12 protein-coding genes are annotated in these 14306 nt (G+C 51.5%); 8 read left to right on the top strand and 4 right to left on the bottom strand.

Features of this window, described 5'->3' with window-relative positions:
* The first annotated feature begins 43 nt into the window (after positions 1–43).
* From NB069_RS01695 to yjeJ, 3 genes are read left to right on the top strand one after another with little or no spacing between them, the layout of a single operon-like run.
* A complete protein-coding gene (locus NB069_RS01695; RefSeq protein ID WP_250587227.1) occupies positions 44–1333 on the top strand; it encodes an HlyD family secretion protein in 1290 nt (429 codons plus the stop codon).
* Positions 1330–3462 carry a peptidase domain-containing ABC transporter gene (locus NB069_RS01690; RefSeq protein WP_250587226.1) on the top strand — a complete coding sequence of 711 codons (2133 nt, stop codon included), beginning with the start codon at positions 1330–1332 and terminating at the stop codon, positions 3460–3462. The genes NB069_RS01695 and NB069_RS01690 overlap by 4 nt, the downstream gene beginning before the upstream one ends.
* Before the next feature lie 21 nt (positions 3463–3483).
* Positions 3484–4332 (top strand): YjeJ family protein, encoded by an 849-nt coding sequence (gene yjeJ / locus NB069_RS01685; protein WP_250587225.1) that lies wholly within the window; start codon positions 3484–3486, stop codon positions 4330–4332.
* Between the two features lie 206 nt (positions 4333–4538).
* Here yjeJ and NB069_RS01680 read toward each other — a convergent pair whose 3' ends face one another.
* The 3 genes from NB069_RS01680 to NB069_RS01670 all read right to left on the bottom strand — a co-directional run bounded on the left by NB069_RS01680 (position 4539) and on the right by NB069_RS01670 (position 7014).
* The gene (locus NB069_RS01680; RefSeq protein WP_250587223.1) at positions 4539–4892 is read right to left on the bottom strand and encodes a DUF4156 domain-containing protein; all 354 of its coding nucleotides are present in this window, start codon (positions 4890–4892) and stop codon (positions 4539–4541) included.
* 137 nt (positions 4893–5029) lie between these two features.
* Entirely contained in the window at positions 5030–6676 is a 1647-nt protein-coding gene (gene groL / locus NB069_RS01675) for a chaperonin GroEL (protein ID WP_250587221.1), read from the bottom strand.
* 44 nt (positions 6677–6720) lie between these two features.
* Positions 6721–7014 (bottom strand): co-chaperone GroES, encoded by a 294-nt coding sequence (locus NB069_RS01670; protein ID WP_032616151.1) that lies wholly within the window; start codon positions 7012–7014, stop codon positions 6721–6723.
* Between the two features lie 177 nt (positions 7015–7191).
* On the opposite strand from NB069_RS01670, the gene yjeH reads away from it, so the two are divergent.
* Positions 7192–8430 carry an L-methionine/branched-chain amino acid transporter gene (yjeH, locus tag NB069_RS01665; protein WP_250587219.1) on the top strand — a complete coding sequence of 413 codons (1239 nt, stop codon included), beginning with the start codon at positions 7192–7194 and terminating at the stop codon, positions 8428–8430.
* A gap of 77 nt (positions 8431–8507) precedes the next feature.
* On the opposite strand, the gene NB069_RS01660 is transcribed toward yjeH, so the two are convergent.
* Positions 8508–8978 carry an FxsA family protein gene (locus tag NB069_RS01660; protein ID WP_250587217.1) on the bottom strand — a complete coding sequence of 157 codons (471 nt, stop codon included), beginning with the start codon at positions 8976–8978 and terminating at the stop codon, positions 8508–8510.
* 335 nt (positions 8979–9313) lie between these two features.
* On the opposite strand from NB069_RS01660, the gene aspA reads away from it, so the two are divergent.
* The 4 genes from aspA (at position 9314) to NB069_RS01640 (ending at position 14288) form a co-directional block, all read left to right on the top strand.
* Positions 9314–10750, top strand: a complete 1437-nt coding sequence (gene aspA, locus NB069_RS01655) for an aspartate ammonia-lyase (RefSeq protein ID WP_250587215.1) — start codon at positions 9314–9316, stop codon at positions 10748–10750.
* A gap of 114 nt (positions 10751–10864) precedes the next feature.
* Positions 10865–12166 carry an anaerobic C4-dicarboxylate transporter gene (locus tag NB069_RS01650; protein WP_103791334.1) on the top strand — a complete coding sequence of 434 codons (1302 nt, stop codon included), beginning with the start codon at positions 10865–10867 and terminating at the stop codon, positions 12164–12166.
* A 113-nt stretch (positions 12167–12279) separates the two neighbouring features.
* Positions 12280–12603, top strand: coding sequence for a divalent cation tolerance protein CutA (gene cutA / locus NB069_RS01645; RefSeq protein WP_350223401.1), 324 nt, complete (start codon positions 12280–12282; stop codon positions 12601–12603).
* Positions 12579–14288: a protein-disulfide reductase DsbD gene (locus NB069_RS01640; protein ID WP_250587211.1), complete on the top strand. Its 1710-nt coding sequence runs from the start codon at positions 12579–12581 to the stop codon at positions 14286–14288. The genes cutA and NB069_RS01640 overlap by 25 nt, the downstream gene beginning before the upstream one ends.
* Positions 14289–14306 lie beyond the last annotated feature (18 nt).

The raw sequence follows: 14306 nt of genomic DNA, 5'->3' as shown, positions 1-14306 counted from the left end.
TTTTAGACCTTTAGCAACCATTCGATAGGTTAAATAAACACCAATGAAAAAAAGTATATATCGCAAGGAAGCGATTGAATATAAAAAATACTATTGGAAAGGAAAAGTTTTATTACTCGCAGGAATGCCTGCGTGGTTAATATCCTTGCTATCAATTGCATTCCTCACCACGCTAACACTCACACTGATTTTTTGTAGCTACACCCAGCGCATTGACGTTCGTGGCGAAGTGATCACACTGCCCCATTCCGTTAACGTTTTCTCTTCTCAGCAAGGTTATGTCGTAAAGCAATACGTTAAACCTGGCGACCTGGTGGAAAAAGGTGCGCCCCTGTATGAAATTGATGTGTCCCGGGATACGAATACGGGTAATGTTTCTGATTTCATGAGCAAATCGATCACAGATAAAATCGCTAACGCTGAAGAAATCATTAAAAAGATGACGGATAATAAGCAAGAAACAGTTAATGCGTTAAATGAGCAGGTCCGTCAGTTCAGTAATGCTTTGGTGGAAACAGAAACCATGTTAAAGAACACCAAAACAGGCCTGAACGACATGAAAAATAATTTAAAGAGCTATGATAATTATTTGCGCCAGGGTTTAATCACCAAAGATCAATATAACTATCAACACTCATTATATTTTCAGCAGCAAAGTGCCTATCAATCGCTGATCAGCCAGAGAATGCAGCAAGAATCTCAGCTGACTCAACTGAAAAGTGATATCGTTACCAAAGCCGCTGATTTTGAGAATCAAATTGCTAGTCAGCGCAATAACATCAATGATTTCAAAAACCAGATGGTTGAATCAGGCGCCAGCGGAAATATGGTCATTAAAGCTACGACCAGTGGCAAAATAGAATCTGCCTCCGTGACCGTTGGGCAAATGGTTGATAAAGGAAGCAGTCTGGTGCAGATCAAACCCACCGGGAATGTGAAATATTATCTTGTCCTCTGGTTACCTAACAACAGCATTCCTTATGTTAAAGCCGGGGATACTGTGAATATACGTTATGATGCTTTCCCTTCGGACAAATTTGGTCAATTCCCTGGGAAAATCGCAACGATATCATCTGTGCCGGCATCTCGTCAGGAGATGGCTGAATACACTAACGTGAATAATATAAACGCAATGAATCAGCAGGAACTTGCGCTGTATAAAACCTTGGTTGAGATAAATGATAAGTCATTTAAATACAATGGTAAGGAATTAACCCTTTCCAACGGGTTAAAAGCGCAGGCAATTGTTTTCCTTGAAGAACGACCACTTTATATGTGGATGTTTTCACCGTTTTATAAAATTTCACATAGCGTAAGTGGGCCTATCCAATGACAAACGAATTATTTAAATCAATTGTAGCAAAACTGAATTTCTCACTGCGTAAAAAGGTCCCGGTTATATTGCAGTCTGAATCATCAGAGTGCGGCATCGCCTGTTTATCCATGATCAGCAGCTATCATGGCCTGGAAATCGATCTATTTAATTTCCGCCAACGCTTTGGCAGCTCATCGCAGGGTGTTAACCTGCTCGAACTAAGCAAGATTGCCGAACAGGCCGGGCTTAAAAACCGCTCTCTGTCTTTAGATTTAGATGAAATCAGGCAGCTGAAACTCCCCTGCATTATTCACTGGGGAATGAACCACTATGTGGTTCTGACACAAGTAAAGCGTTCCACCTTTGTGGTTCACGATCCGGCGTTAGGAAAGCGTGTGATTGGTATTCAGGAGATGTCCAATCACTTTACGGGCATCGCCATGGAGCTTTGGCCTGGCAGCAACTTTCAGCAGGAAAAAGCCAAAAGCCGGCTGCGCCTTGTCGATTTAATGAAAAACATTAACGGACTCAAGCCGACGCTCGTTAAAATATTCGCGCTGTCCGTTGTTATTGAAGCCATTAACCTATTGATGCCAATTGGTACGCAGTTGGTTACGGACCACGTTATTATCGCCCACGATCACAGCCTGCTGTCTGTTATCTGTATTGGGCTGGTGGTATTTACATTATTCCGCACCTTTGTCAGCATGATGCGAGCCTGGACCTCCCTCACTCTGAACACGCTGACGGATATTCAGTGGAAAACAACCCTGTTCGACCACCTGAGCAGTCTGCCGTTAAACTTTTTCGAAAAACGGCACCTCGGTGATATTCAGTCACGTTTTTCATCGCTGGATGTAATTCGCTCTACATTCACAAACAGCATCGTAACCGGCATCATCGACACTATCATGACCATAGGCCTGCTGGTAATGATGTCGCTGTACGGTGGCTGGTTGGTATGGGTAGTCATTGGCTTTACCCTCTGTTATGCATTGATGCGTTTTGGTACGTATAACTTCTATCGCCGTATATCTGAAGAACAGGTAATTAAAGGCGCGCGTTCAAGCTCACACTTTATGGAATCCTTGTATGGTATTTCCACCATTAAGGCGCTCAACCTTAAAGAGCGGCGTTCCAAGCACTGGCTCAACATTAACATTGAAGCCTCGAATGCGGGCATCAAACAAACCCGTTTTGACATGATGTTTGGCGGCTTTAATGCCTTTATCAACAGTATCGATCAGGTGGTGATTCTGTGGTTAGGCGCCGTCATGGTTATTGATAACAACATGACGCTCGGTATGTTCATGGCGTTTAACGCTTACCGCGGCCAGTTTTCTCAGCGTGCATCCAGTCTTATTGACCTGGTTATGCAAATGCGCATGCTCTCATTGCATAACGAACGTCTGTCAGAAATTGTGTTTAGCGAGCCGGAAGCAGAAATGCCGCAGCGTCGTGTATTTGAACCTAACAAAGGTGTGGTTCTGGAAGTTAAAGATCTAACCTATCAGTACGATCCTTTCTCACGGCCGATATTTAGCGACCTCAACCTCACCATTCAACCAGGGGAGTCTGTCGCGATCATCGGTCCATCAGGGGTTGGTAAAACGACATTGCTGAAGGTCATGTGCGGCTTATTGCTGCCTACAAGTGGTAGCGTATTAGCTGATGAACTTGATATTGCTAAAATTGGTTTGAATAACTATCGCATGAGTACGGCCTGTGTGTTGCAGGAAGACAGGTTATTCTCTGGTTCGATTGCGGATAACATTTGTAGTTTTGAAGATAATCCGGACCAGGATCGTATTATCGCCTGCGCGCAATACTGCAATATTCATGACGAGATAATGCGTATGCCAATGGCGTATGAATCTATTGTCGGGGAATTGGGTCTGGGGATTTCTGGCGGTCAGAAACAACGAATCCTGATTGCTCGTGCGCTGTATCGCCAGCCGAGTGTCCTATTTATGGATGAGGCCACCAGCCACCTCGACCTGGCTAACGAATCGTTTATTAACAAATCGATTTCCAGTCTGAAGATCACTCGCGTCATCGTTGCGCACAGACCTTCAACTATCGCATCAGCAGACCGTATTATTGATTTAGCCCAGTACGGGAAGAACGTTCAGACAATCCAGCCATAACTTATAGATAAAGGGACGAATATGAGTAATTATCTGAAGGGATTTAACACCGGTATTCTCACGCACGAAGAGGGTTTTCTGGCGCTGGCGTTGAAGGCCAAAACAAGCAATGACCAGACTCATCTCTTCTATTTGCAGGCTGAAGCGCTGCGAGATTTGATGATGATCTTGCAGAACAGATTAGTTTCCCTGCAAAACAACGCCTCTCCTGGTCAGCAAGAGTTAGCAGCGCTCTTTGAGAAAGCTAATCAGGAACTGGTGAATAACCTTCCTGTTATGGAACAGAAGGATGTCGAGCAACCGGATCCGGGCTGTATTGTCACTACGTTATCAGTGAGTCTGGAAGAGCAGGGCTTCAAACTGCTTTTTATTCTGAAAAATGAGACTCTGCATCATATCAAAGTATCTGATGCACAAATTCAGTTCCTGATGATGGCAATTGCAAGGGCTTTGGATCTTATTAAAAATGTCAATCTGATCGGTCTGCTTACCGCAAACATTAATTATGTTCCGGTATATGATGCCGAGTTTAAGCAAAACGGTGCTATCGATTATAGTTTGCTTGAAAGCGAACCGTGGAAACTTGAGCTATTTAACCAGTTTATGCTGATCATTTACGGGATCGAAAATAAAGACGGCCTCGAATTGAAGTTGGGGGCGGTAATAAAAACCCACGCCGCGGTCACTGAGCAGGAAATTGACGTGATTGCGCGCAACATTGCCTCGAAAAGCAAAAGATTGATGGAATACACTCATCAGCTCGCAATCATTAAAACTAAGCCTCTGGCATTCAACAAAGGCGGAACACCTTCTCCACAGGAAGCGCTCCAGCCTTTAGCAGATTTTCATAAAGCGCTACGAATGAAGTAACTTTCAGATAAGTAACCAGTACTCTTACAAGGATGTGGGTACATAAGGAATAAAATTGCTTTGGCTTTTTTATTCCTTATTTGATGCAGAGGTTTTTTATTTGCATTTATCATTGCTGGGTAAAGAACGAGAAAGTTCTACCTTTTGACAACCATTACCCTTTTTTTGGCCTCAGTGAAATCTGTTCACCGAGGCCTTTTTTCATATCAATTAGGGCACTTATAAACCTGGCCCTGCATTTCACTGGCGGTCGGGACAAAGCTTGATAACAAACCTTGCGTCGGGCTACTCACGCCATAAATCACGTTCCCACCCATCTCAGCCGCCTGGTTACGCAGGCCATTCGCCGCGCCACGCATTGAGCCGCCCTCTTCGCCATGCTGCCCGGATAGCCAGTTGCTTTGCTTGCCGGTAGCGGTGCCAATCAGCTGGCATTCGCTTCCCGGTTTATCCTCAACAAAGCGAACGCTCTGCCCACCTGCAGACAGCTCATTACCGGAGCTGCAACCCGCCAGCAGCAGCGCTGCTCCCACAATCCCTGCACAAACGTTAGCGCGCATGTTATTCCTCGTTTTCAATAAGCTGGGCAGGTGCTGCCCGTGTCTAAACCTTATACTAAAAAGATGACCAAAAGAAAAACCCCCGGGCATTTCTGACCGGGGGTTTTTTTATTTCTGCGAGTAGCAGAACAACATGATTACATCATGCCGCCCATGCCACCCATGCCGCCCATACCGCCAGCAGCACCTAAGTCAGGCGCGTCGCCTTTTGGCAGGTCGGTAACCATGCACTCGGTGGTGATCATCAGGCCCGCAACGGAAGCCGCGTACTGCAGAGCAGAACGGGTTACTTTAGTTGGGTCCAGGATACCGAAGTCGATCATGTTGCCGTACTCTTCGGTCGCTGCGTTGTAACCGTAGTTACCTTCGCCCGCTTTCACGTTGTTCGCCACAACAGATGGCTCTTCACCGGCGTTAGAAACGATCTGACGCAGTGGCGCTTCCATCGCGCGCAGCGCAACTTTGATACCTACGTTCTGATCTTCGTTCTGTGCGGCCAGGCCAGCCAGTTTCGCTGCAACGCGAACCAGAGCAACACCACCACCCGCAACCACGCCTTCTTCTACCGCAGCACGGGTCGCGTGCAGGGCATCGTCAACGCGTGCTTTTTTCTCTTTCATTTCAACTTCGGTAGCTGCACCGACTTTGATAACTGCAACGCCGCCTGCCAGTTTAGCAACACGCTCCTGCAGTTTTTCACGGTCGTAGTCAGAGGTCGCTTCTTCGATCTGCTTACGGATCTGAGTTACACGGCCCTGGATTGCATCTTCTTCACCCACGCCATCGATGATGGTGGTGGTGTCTTTGTTGATTACAACACGTTTCGCCTGGCCCAGGTCTTCCAGAGTCGCTTTTTCCAGCTCCATACCGATCTCTTCAGAGATTACGGTACCACCGGTCAGGGTCGCGATATCCTGCAGCATGGCTTTACGACGATCGCCGAAGCCTGGTGCTTTAACCGCAGCCACTTTCACGATGCCACGCATGGTGTTAACCACCAGGGTCGCCAGCGCTTCGCCTTCAACGTCTTCAGCGATGATAACCAGCGGCTTGCCTGCTTTCGCAACGGCTTCCAGCACTGGCAGCATTTCGCGGATGTTGGAGATTTTCTTGTCAGCCAGCAGGATGAACGGGCTTTCCAGCTCAACAGCGCCAGTTTCTGGCTTGTTGATGAAGTATGGGGACAGGTAACCACGGTCGAACTGCATACCTTCAACCACGTCCAGTTCGTCTTCCAGACCGGTACCGTCTTCAACGGTGATCACGCCTTCTTTACCGACTTTATCCATCGCTTCTGCGATCAGTTTACCTACGGTTTCGTCGGAGTTAGCGGAGATAGTACCAACCTGAGCAATGGCTTTAGAGTCAGAGCATGGTACAGACAGTGCTTTCAGCTCTTCTACTGCTGCCAGGACTGCTTTGTCGATACCACGTTTCAGATCCATCGGGTTCATACCCGCAGCAACGGCTTTCAGACCTTCGGTGATGATAGCCTGCGCCAGTACGGTTGCAGTGGTGGTGCCGTCGCCCGCAGCGTCGTTCGCTTTGGAGGCAACTTCTTTCACCATCTGGGCACCCATGTTTTCGAACTTGTCTTCCAGCTCGATTTCACGCGCTACGGAAACACCATCTTTGGTGATGGTCGGCGCGCCGAAGGATTTGTCCAGAACCACGTTACGGCCTTTCGGGCCCAGGGTTACTTTAACTGCGTCTGCCAGTACGTTTACGCCGCGCAGCATTTTCACACGAGCGTCGTTACCGAATTTTACGTCTTTAGCTGCCATTTTAATCTTTCCCTTAAATTCGTATGTTCAGTGTCGTTCGCGGATTACGCTTCAACAATTGCCAGAATGTCGCTTTCGGACATGATCAGCACTTCTTCATTGTCGATCTTCTCGGACTTCACACCGTAGCCATCGTTGAAAATGACGATGTCACCAACTTTAACGTCCAGCGGCTGCACATTACCGTTTTCCAGAATGCGACCTTTACCGACAGCGATGATTTCGCCACGAGTTGATTTTGCTGCTGCAGAACCGGTCAGAACGATGCCGCCCGCAGATTTGGTTTCAACTTCTTTACGTTTGACGATCACACGATCATGTAACGGACGAATACTCATTGATAGCTCTCCTTTGAGAAAGTCATTATCAGTTATGGGTGACGCCGGGCCGTAAGCGGTTTTCCGGCTAGTGCCCTGAGAGATGGGGATGGGGTTTTACCCCTTCAAGGGGTAGTCGAAAAAAAATTTGTGAAAGTGTTAACATCGCCTCTCTTTTGATGGCGGCAGGACAATGGAATGAGTGGACTCAAACAGGAGCTGGGACTCGCGCAGGGTGTTGGCTTACTTTCAACGTCTCTATTGGGTACGGGGGTATTTGCCGTACCGGCGCTGGCAGCCCTGGTAGCGGGTAATAACAGCTTGTGGGCGTGGCCGGTGCTGATCGTGCTGGTCTTCCCGGTGGCGATTGTTTTTGCCATTCTGGGGCGGCACTTCCCAAGCGCAGGTGGCGTAGCGCACTTTGTCGGGATGGCGTTTGGCCCACGTCTGGAGCGCGTCACCGGCTGGCTATTCCTTTCCGTCATTCCCGTGGGCTTGCCTGCCGCTCTGCACATCGCGACGGGCTTCGGTCAGGCACTCTTTGGCTGGCATGATGCGCAGCTGTTACTGGCCGAGCTGGGTACGTTGGCCATTGTCTGGTGGGTCGGCTCACGGGGAGCCAGTTCCAGCGCCACCCTGCAAACGCTGGTCGCCGTTCTGATTGTGGGGCTGATTGCTGCCATCTGGTGGGCGGGAGATATTGACGTTTCAAAGATCCCCTTCCCCGCGATTACAGATATCCACCACACCCCGCTTTTTGCTGCGCTTTCAGTGATGTTCTGGTGTTTTGTCGGCCTCGAGGCATTCGCCCATCTGGCGTCTGAGTTTAAACAGCCGGAACGTGATTTCCCGCGCGCCCTGATGATCGGTCTGCTGCTGGCAGGCACGGTCTACTGGGCCTGTACGGTGCTGGTACTTCATTTTACCGCCTACGGTGCGGATATGGCGGCAGCGGCTTCGCTTCCTGCTATCGTGGTACAACTGTTTGGCGTCAAGGCGCTGTGGATCGCCTGCGTCATTGGGTACCTGGCCTGCTTTGCCAGCCTGAATATTTATATTCAGAGTTTTGCCCGGCTGGTGTGGTCCCAGGCGCTGTACAAACCGGAAAGCCGTCTCGCACGCCTCTCAAAACGTCAGCTGCCGCTCAATGCCCTCAATACGGTGCTGGGCTGCTGTGTGGTAAGCACGCTGGCCATCTACTGGCTGGATATCAACCTCGACGCGCTTATCGTCTATGCCAACGGTATCTTCATTATGATCTATCTGCTGTGCATGCTGGCGGGGTGTCGTCTGCTGAAAGGGCGCTATAAAGCGCTGGCGGTAATCGGCGGGGTGCTCTGTTTGCTGCTGCTGGCGATGGTGGGATGGAAGAGTCTGTACGCCATTGTGATGCTGGCGGGGCTGTGGATCTTTTTACCGAAGCGGAGCGTTGTGTAAACGCCGGATGGCGCTTCGCTTATCCGGCCTACTGTTTCGTAGGCCCGTGCAAGCGCAGCGCCGCCGGGCAACTGACATCAAAGGTCGTCTTTATGATCCAGACGGTCGCGCTGGTCATCTTTACGATGATATTCCCCGTCAAACGTCTCGCCGCCGCCCGTTCCGGCACTGAAACCCCCACCCGGCATGCGGTTAAAACGCAGATGCGGCATCAGCTTCAGCGTCAGGAGCTTTTGCACGGGCGGGACGAGCAGCAGCAGGCCGAGGAAATCAGTGAAAAAGCCGGGAATAATCAGCAAAATCCCGCCGATAATCAGCGACACGCTTTTGACCATCTCCGCTGCCGGACTTTCCCCTGCGGCCATCTTCTGCTGCATTATCAGGAAATTTTTGAAACCCTGGTTGCGCACCAGCGACATGCCAATCACCGAAGTGAAGATCACCAGTATCAGCGTCAGCAGAACGCCAAACACGTGGGCGACCTGAATAAAAATAGAAATCTCTATGTAAACATAGAGAAAGATTGCAACTAACGGTATCCAGCGCACTGGCTTCTCCTGTGTGGCAGACGCCTTTGTGGCCCCTGTCGGTATCAATTTGCGATTCGCGTCTGTAAGACATGGAGGCGTTTAGTCAAAATTCAATCGGTTTGCACGGATATTTTTTCTGGAAATATTAAAGCGGTGATTTATTTCACAGATTAATAAATATCATGCCGCGGGCTCCATAATAAGTGATCCAGATTACGGCATTTCGCTATCATCAGCATATCATTCCGGGTATCTGGTCGATTCAGGGGATAATCGTCGGTCAGAAAATAGACATAACCACATATGTACTGTGTGTTTAGTACATCAATCGGCAGCTTGAAAAGAAGGTTCACATGTTAAACAACATTCGTATCGAAGAAGATTTGTTGGGTACCAGGGAAGTTCCAGCGGATGCCTACTATGGTGTTCACACTCTGAGAGCGATTGAAAACTTCTACATCAGCAACAGCAAAATCAGCGACATCCCTGAGTTTGTCCGTGGCATGGTGATGGTGAAGAAAGCGGCAGCAATGGCAAACAAAGAGCTGCAAACCATTCCAAAAAGCATCGCCAATACCATCATCGCCGCCTGCGATGAAGTGCTGAACAACGGCAAGTGCATGGATCAATTCCCTGTCGACGTCTATCAGGGCGGCGCAGGGACATCAGTAAACATGAATACCAACGAGGTACTGGCAAACATCGGTCTCGAGCTGATGGGCCACCAGAAAGGTGAGTACCAGTACCTGAACCCGAACGATCACGTCAATAAATGCCAGTCCACCAACGACGCCTACCCGACCGGTTTCCGTATCGCCGTGTACGCCTCTATCGTGAAGCTGGTTGATGCGATTAACCAGCTGGGCGAAGGTTTCCAGAACAAGGCCGTCGAATTCCAGGACATTCTGAAAATGGGCCGTACCCAGCTGCAGGACGCGGTCCCGATGACCCTCGGTCAGGAATTCCACGCGTTTAACGTGCTGCTGAACGAAGAGACCAAAAACCTGATGCGCAGCTCTGAACTGCTGCTTGAGGTGAACCTTGGGGCAACGGCGATTGGTACGCGTCTGAACACCCCGGATGGATATCAGCAGCTGGCAGTGCAGAAACTGGCCGAAGTCTCCAACCTGGCCGTGGTGCCAGCGGAAGACCTGATTGAAGCCACTTCTGACTGCGGTGCCTACGTAATGGTGCACAGCGCGCTGAAACGCCTGGCGGTGAAATTGTCCAAAATCTGTAACGACCTGCGCCTGCTCTCTTCCGGACCCCGCGCCGGTCTGAACGAAATCAACCTGCCGGAACTGCAGGCGGGCTCGTCCATCATGCCAGCCAAAGTGAACCCGGTCGTACCTGAAGTGGTAAACCAGGTGTGCTTCAAAGTTATCGGCAACGACATTACCGTTACCATGGCCTCCGAAGCGGGCCAGCTGCAGCTGAACGTGATGGAGCCAGTGATTGGCCAGGCGATGTTTGAATCCATCCACATCCTGACTAACGCCTGCTACAACCTGCTGGAAAAATGCATCAACGGCATCACGGCTAATAAAGCGGTGTGTGAAAGCTACGTGTATAACTCCATCGGTATTGTGACTTACCTTAACCCGTTCATCGGACACCACAACGGCGATATCGTCGGTAAAATCTGTGCTGAAACCGGTAAAAGCGTACGCGAGGTCGTACTTGAGCGCGGACTGCTGACAGAAGCCGAGCTGGATGATATCTTCTCGGCGCAAAACTTAATGCACCCGGCCTATAAAGCAAAAAGATATACGGATGAAAGTGAACAATAACAGTTCAGGTTAAACTTCATGAAGGCACGTCAGATGACGTGCCTTTTTTCTTTTTAGGCGTTACCAAAACACAACAATTTAATATCAACTTGTTAATAAGCAAGGTAGGCACTTATGTTCGGAGCAGAACTCGTCATCGTCTTGTTGGCGATATACTTAGGCGCCAGGCTCGGAGGGATCGGCATCGGTTTCGCCGGTGGTCTCGGCGTGCTTGTCCTCACCCTCTTTCTTCAGATCAAACCAGGCGCGATCCCGTTTGACGTTATTGAAATCATCATGGCGGTTATCGCCGCGATCGCAGCCATGCAGGTTGCAGGCGGTATGGACTACCTGGTGAGCCTGGCGGAGCGTATGCTGCGCCGCCATCCAAAATACATCACTTTTCTTGCTCCGCTGGTCACCTGGTTTATGACCATTCTGGCCGGTACCGGCCATACCGCCTTCTCCACCCTGCCGGTGATTACCGAAGTGGCGAAAGAGCAGGGCATCCGTCCTTCCCGTCCGCTCTCCATTGCCGTTGTGGCCTCGCAGATTGCCATCACCGCCTCGCCAATCTCAGCGGCAGTGGTCTTCTTTGCCGGTATCCTTGAGCCGCTCGGCGTGAGCTACCTGACGCTGCTGGCAATCTGTATTCCGGTGACCCTGATTGCAGTAATGATCACTGCGGTGTTCTGTAACTTCCTTGGTGCTGAGCTGAAAGACGACCCGGTGTATCAGGAACGTCTGGCAAAAGGTGAAGTGAAGCTGCGCGGCAGCCAGGCGTTTATCCTGAAGCCACACGCTAAGCGCTCCGTGCTGCTGTTCCTGATCGGTATTGTCGCGGTGATGTTCTACGCTACCGCCATCAGCGATACCGTTGGGCTGATCAAGAACCCGGTCCTGCCGCGTAACGAAGCTATCGTGGTGTTCATGCTGACCATCGCTACGCTGATTAGCATCACCTGTAAAATCGATACCAGCGAAGTGCTTAACGCCAGCACCTTCAAATCCGGTATGAGTGCCTGCGTATGCGTGCTGGGTGTGGCCTGGCTGGGCGATACCTTCGTCAAAGCCCACATCACCGATATCCAGACCGTTGCGGGCGACCTGCTGCATAACTACCCGTGGTTGCTGGCGGTGGTCCTGTTCTTTGCTGCCACCCTGCTCTACTCCCAGGCGGCGACCACCAAGGCGCTGATGCCTGCAGCACTGATGCTGGGCGTCTCCCCGCTGACCGCCATCGCCTCTTTCGCTGCCGTATCCGCGCTGTTTGTGCTGCCAACCTACCCGACTCTGCTGGCGGCCGTCGAGATGGATGACACCGGCTCCACCCGCATCGGTAAGTACGTCTTTAACCACGCCTTCCTGATCCCGGGCGTGATCGCCATTACCCTGTGCGTGATCCTCGGCTTCATCATCGGCGGGATTGTGCTGTAAACCGCTTTCAGGTGTAAAAAGAGTTAAAGTCGGGCCGCTTAGCGGCCCGATTCATTAATGAGCAGCGGCCCGGCATGATATAGTGATTTTTTTCGCGATAACGAGGTCGACCTGTGAACATGCCTGACACTGTTGTTGTACTCTGTACCGCCCCTGATGAAGCTACCGCTCAGGATCTGGCTGCCAAAGTCCTGGCTGAAAAGCTCGCGGCCTGTGTGACCATCCTCCCCGGCGCGACCTCCCTTTACTACTGGGAAGGCAAACTGGAACAGGAGTATGAAGTGCAGATGCTGCTTAAATCCAGCGTGGCCCATCAGCAAGCACTCCTCGACTGCCTCAAATCGCATCATCCTTACCAGACCCCGGAACTGCTGGTACTGCCAGTGGTCCACGGTGATAACGACTATCTCTCATGGCTCAACGCGTCCTTACGCTGATCCTGCTGCTGTGCAGCACATCAGTTTTTGCCGGGTTGTTTGATGCACCCGGCCGCTCGAACTTCACGCCAGCCGATCAGGCTTTCGTGTTCGATTTTCAGCAAAACCAACATGAACTGAATCTCAACTGGAATGTGAAGGAGGGTTACTACCTCTACCGCAAACAGATCAGTATTACGCCCGCCCAGGCCCAGGTTGGTGAACTCCAGCTGCCTCCCGGCGCGGCGCACGAAGACGAGTTCTACGGCAAAAGCGAAATCTACCGCGGCCAGCTGTCCGTCCCGGTAACGGTAAATCAGGCTGCTAAAGGCGCCACCCTGACGGTCACCTATCAGGGCTGCGCTGACGCCGGTTTATGCTATCCGCCAGAGACCAAAGTGGTGCCGCTAAGCGAAGTTACCGCAACTGCCCAACCGGCATTTTCCCCTCTCCCCACCGCGGAGGGAACCAGGGTGAAGGGCGAAAGCGGCAGTGAACTGCCCTTCTCCGCTTTCTGGGCCTTATTAATAGGCATTGGCATCGCCTTTACTCCCTGTGTGCTGCCGATGTATCCGCTCATCTCCGGCATCGTGCTCGGCGGTAAGCAGCGCCTTTCTACCGCCCGGGCATTGCTGCTGGCAATTATCTATGTCCAGGGGATGGCGCTTACCTATACCGCCCTTGGTCTGATTGTTGCGGCGGCCGGGCTCCAGTTTCAGGCAGCGCTGCAGCATCCGTGGGTGCTTATTGGGCTGTCAGCGGTGTTTATCCTGCTGGCGCTCTCAATGTTTGGCCTCTTCAGCCTGCAACTGCCCTCTTCCCTGCAAACCCGCCTAACCCTGATGAGCAACCGTCAGCAGGGCGGCTCCATGGGGGGTGTCTTTGCGATGGGTGCTATCGCCGGGCTGATCTGCTCGCCCTGCACTACCGCCCCGCTCAGCGCGATCCTGCTCTATATTGCCCAGAGCGGTAATATGTGGCTCGGCGGCGGCACGCTCTATCTCTACGCCCTGGGAATGGGTCTGCCGCTGATTCTGGTGACGGTCTTTGGCAACCGCCTGCTGCCAAAAAGCGGCCCGTGGATGGAAACGGTCAAAACTGCGTTTGGCTTTGTGATCCTGGCGCTGCCGGTGTTCCTGCTGGAACGGGTCATCGGCGACGTCTGGGGGCTGCGACTGTGGGCCATGCTGGGCGTGGCGTTCTTTAGCTGGGCATTTATCAGCAGCCTCAGTGCCCGTAAGTCCTGGATCCGCGTTGTGCAGATCCTGCTGCTGGCCGCCGCGCTGGTCAGCGTGCGGCCGTTACAGGACTGGGCGTTTGGCGCACCGGCCGCGCAAAGTCAGGCCCACCTGAACTTCACGCCGGTCAGAAACGTCGACGAATTGCATCGCGCGCTGACGCAGGCGCAGGGTAAACCGGTGATGCTCGACCTCTACGCCGACTGGTGCGTCGCCTGCAAAGAGTTTGAAAAATACACCTTCAGCGACCCGCAGGTGCAAAACGCCCTGAAAGATACCGTCCTCCTGCAGGCCAACGTCACGGCAAACGGCCCCGAAGACAGGGCCCTGCTGAGTGAGCTGAAGGTGCTCGGCCTGCCTACCATCCTGTTTTTCAATGCACAGGGTGAGGAGCAGCCCGCTCAACGGGTAACGGGCTTTATGGATGCTGCCGCATTCAGCGCGCATTTGCGCGATCGCCAACCGTAAACGACACTTTAAGCGGGA

The organism is Leclercia adecarboxylata (assembly GCF_023639785.1).
In the GTDB taxonomy this organism is placed as follows: Bacteria; Pseudomonadota; Gammaproteobacteria; order Enterobacterales; family Enterobacteriaceae; genus Enterobacter; species Enterobacter adecarboxylatus_D.
This window is presented reverse-complemented; position numbering and strand designations above follow the sequence as displayed.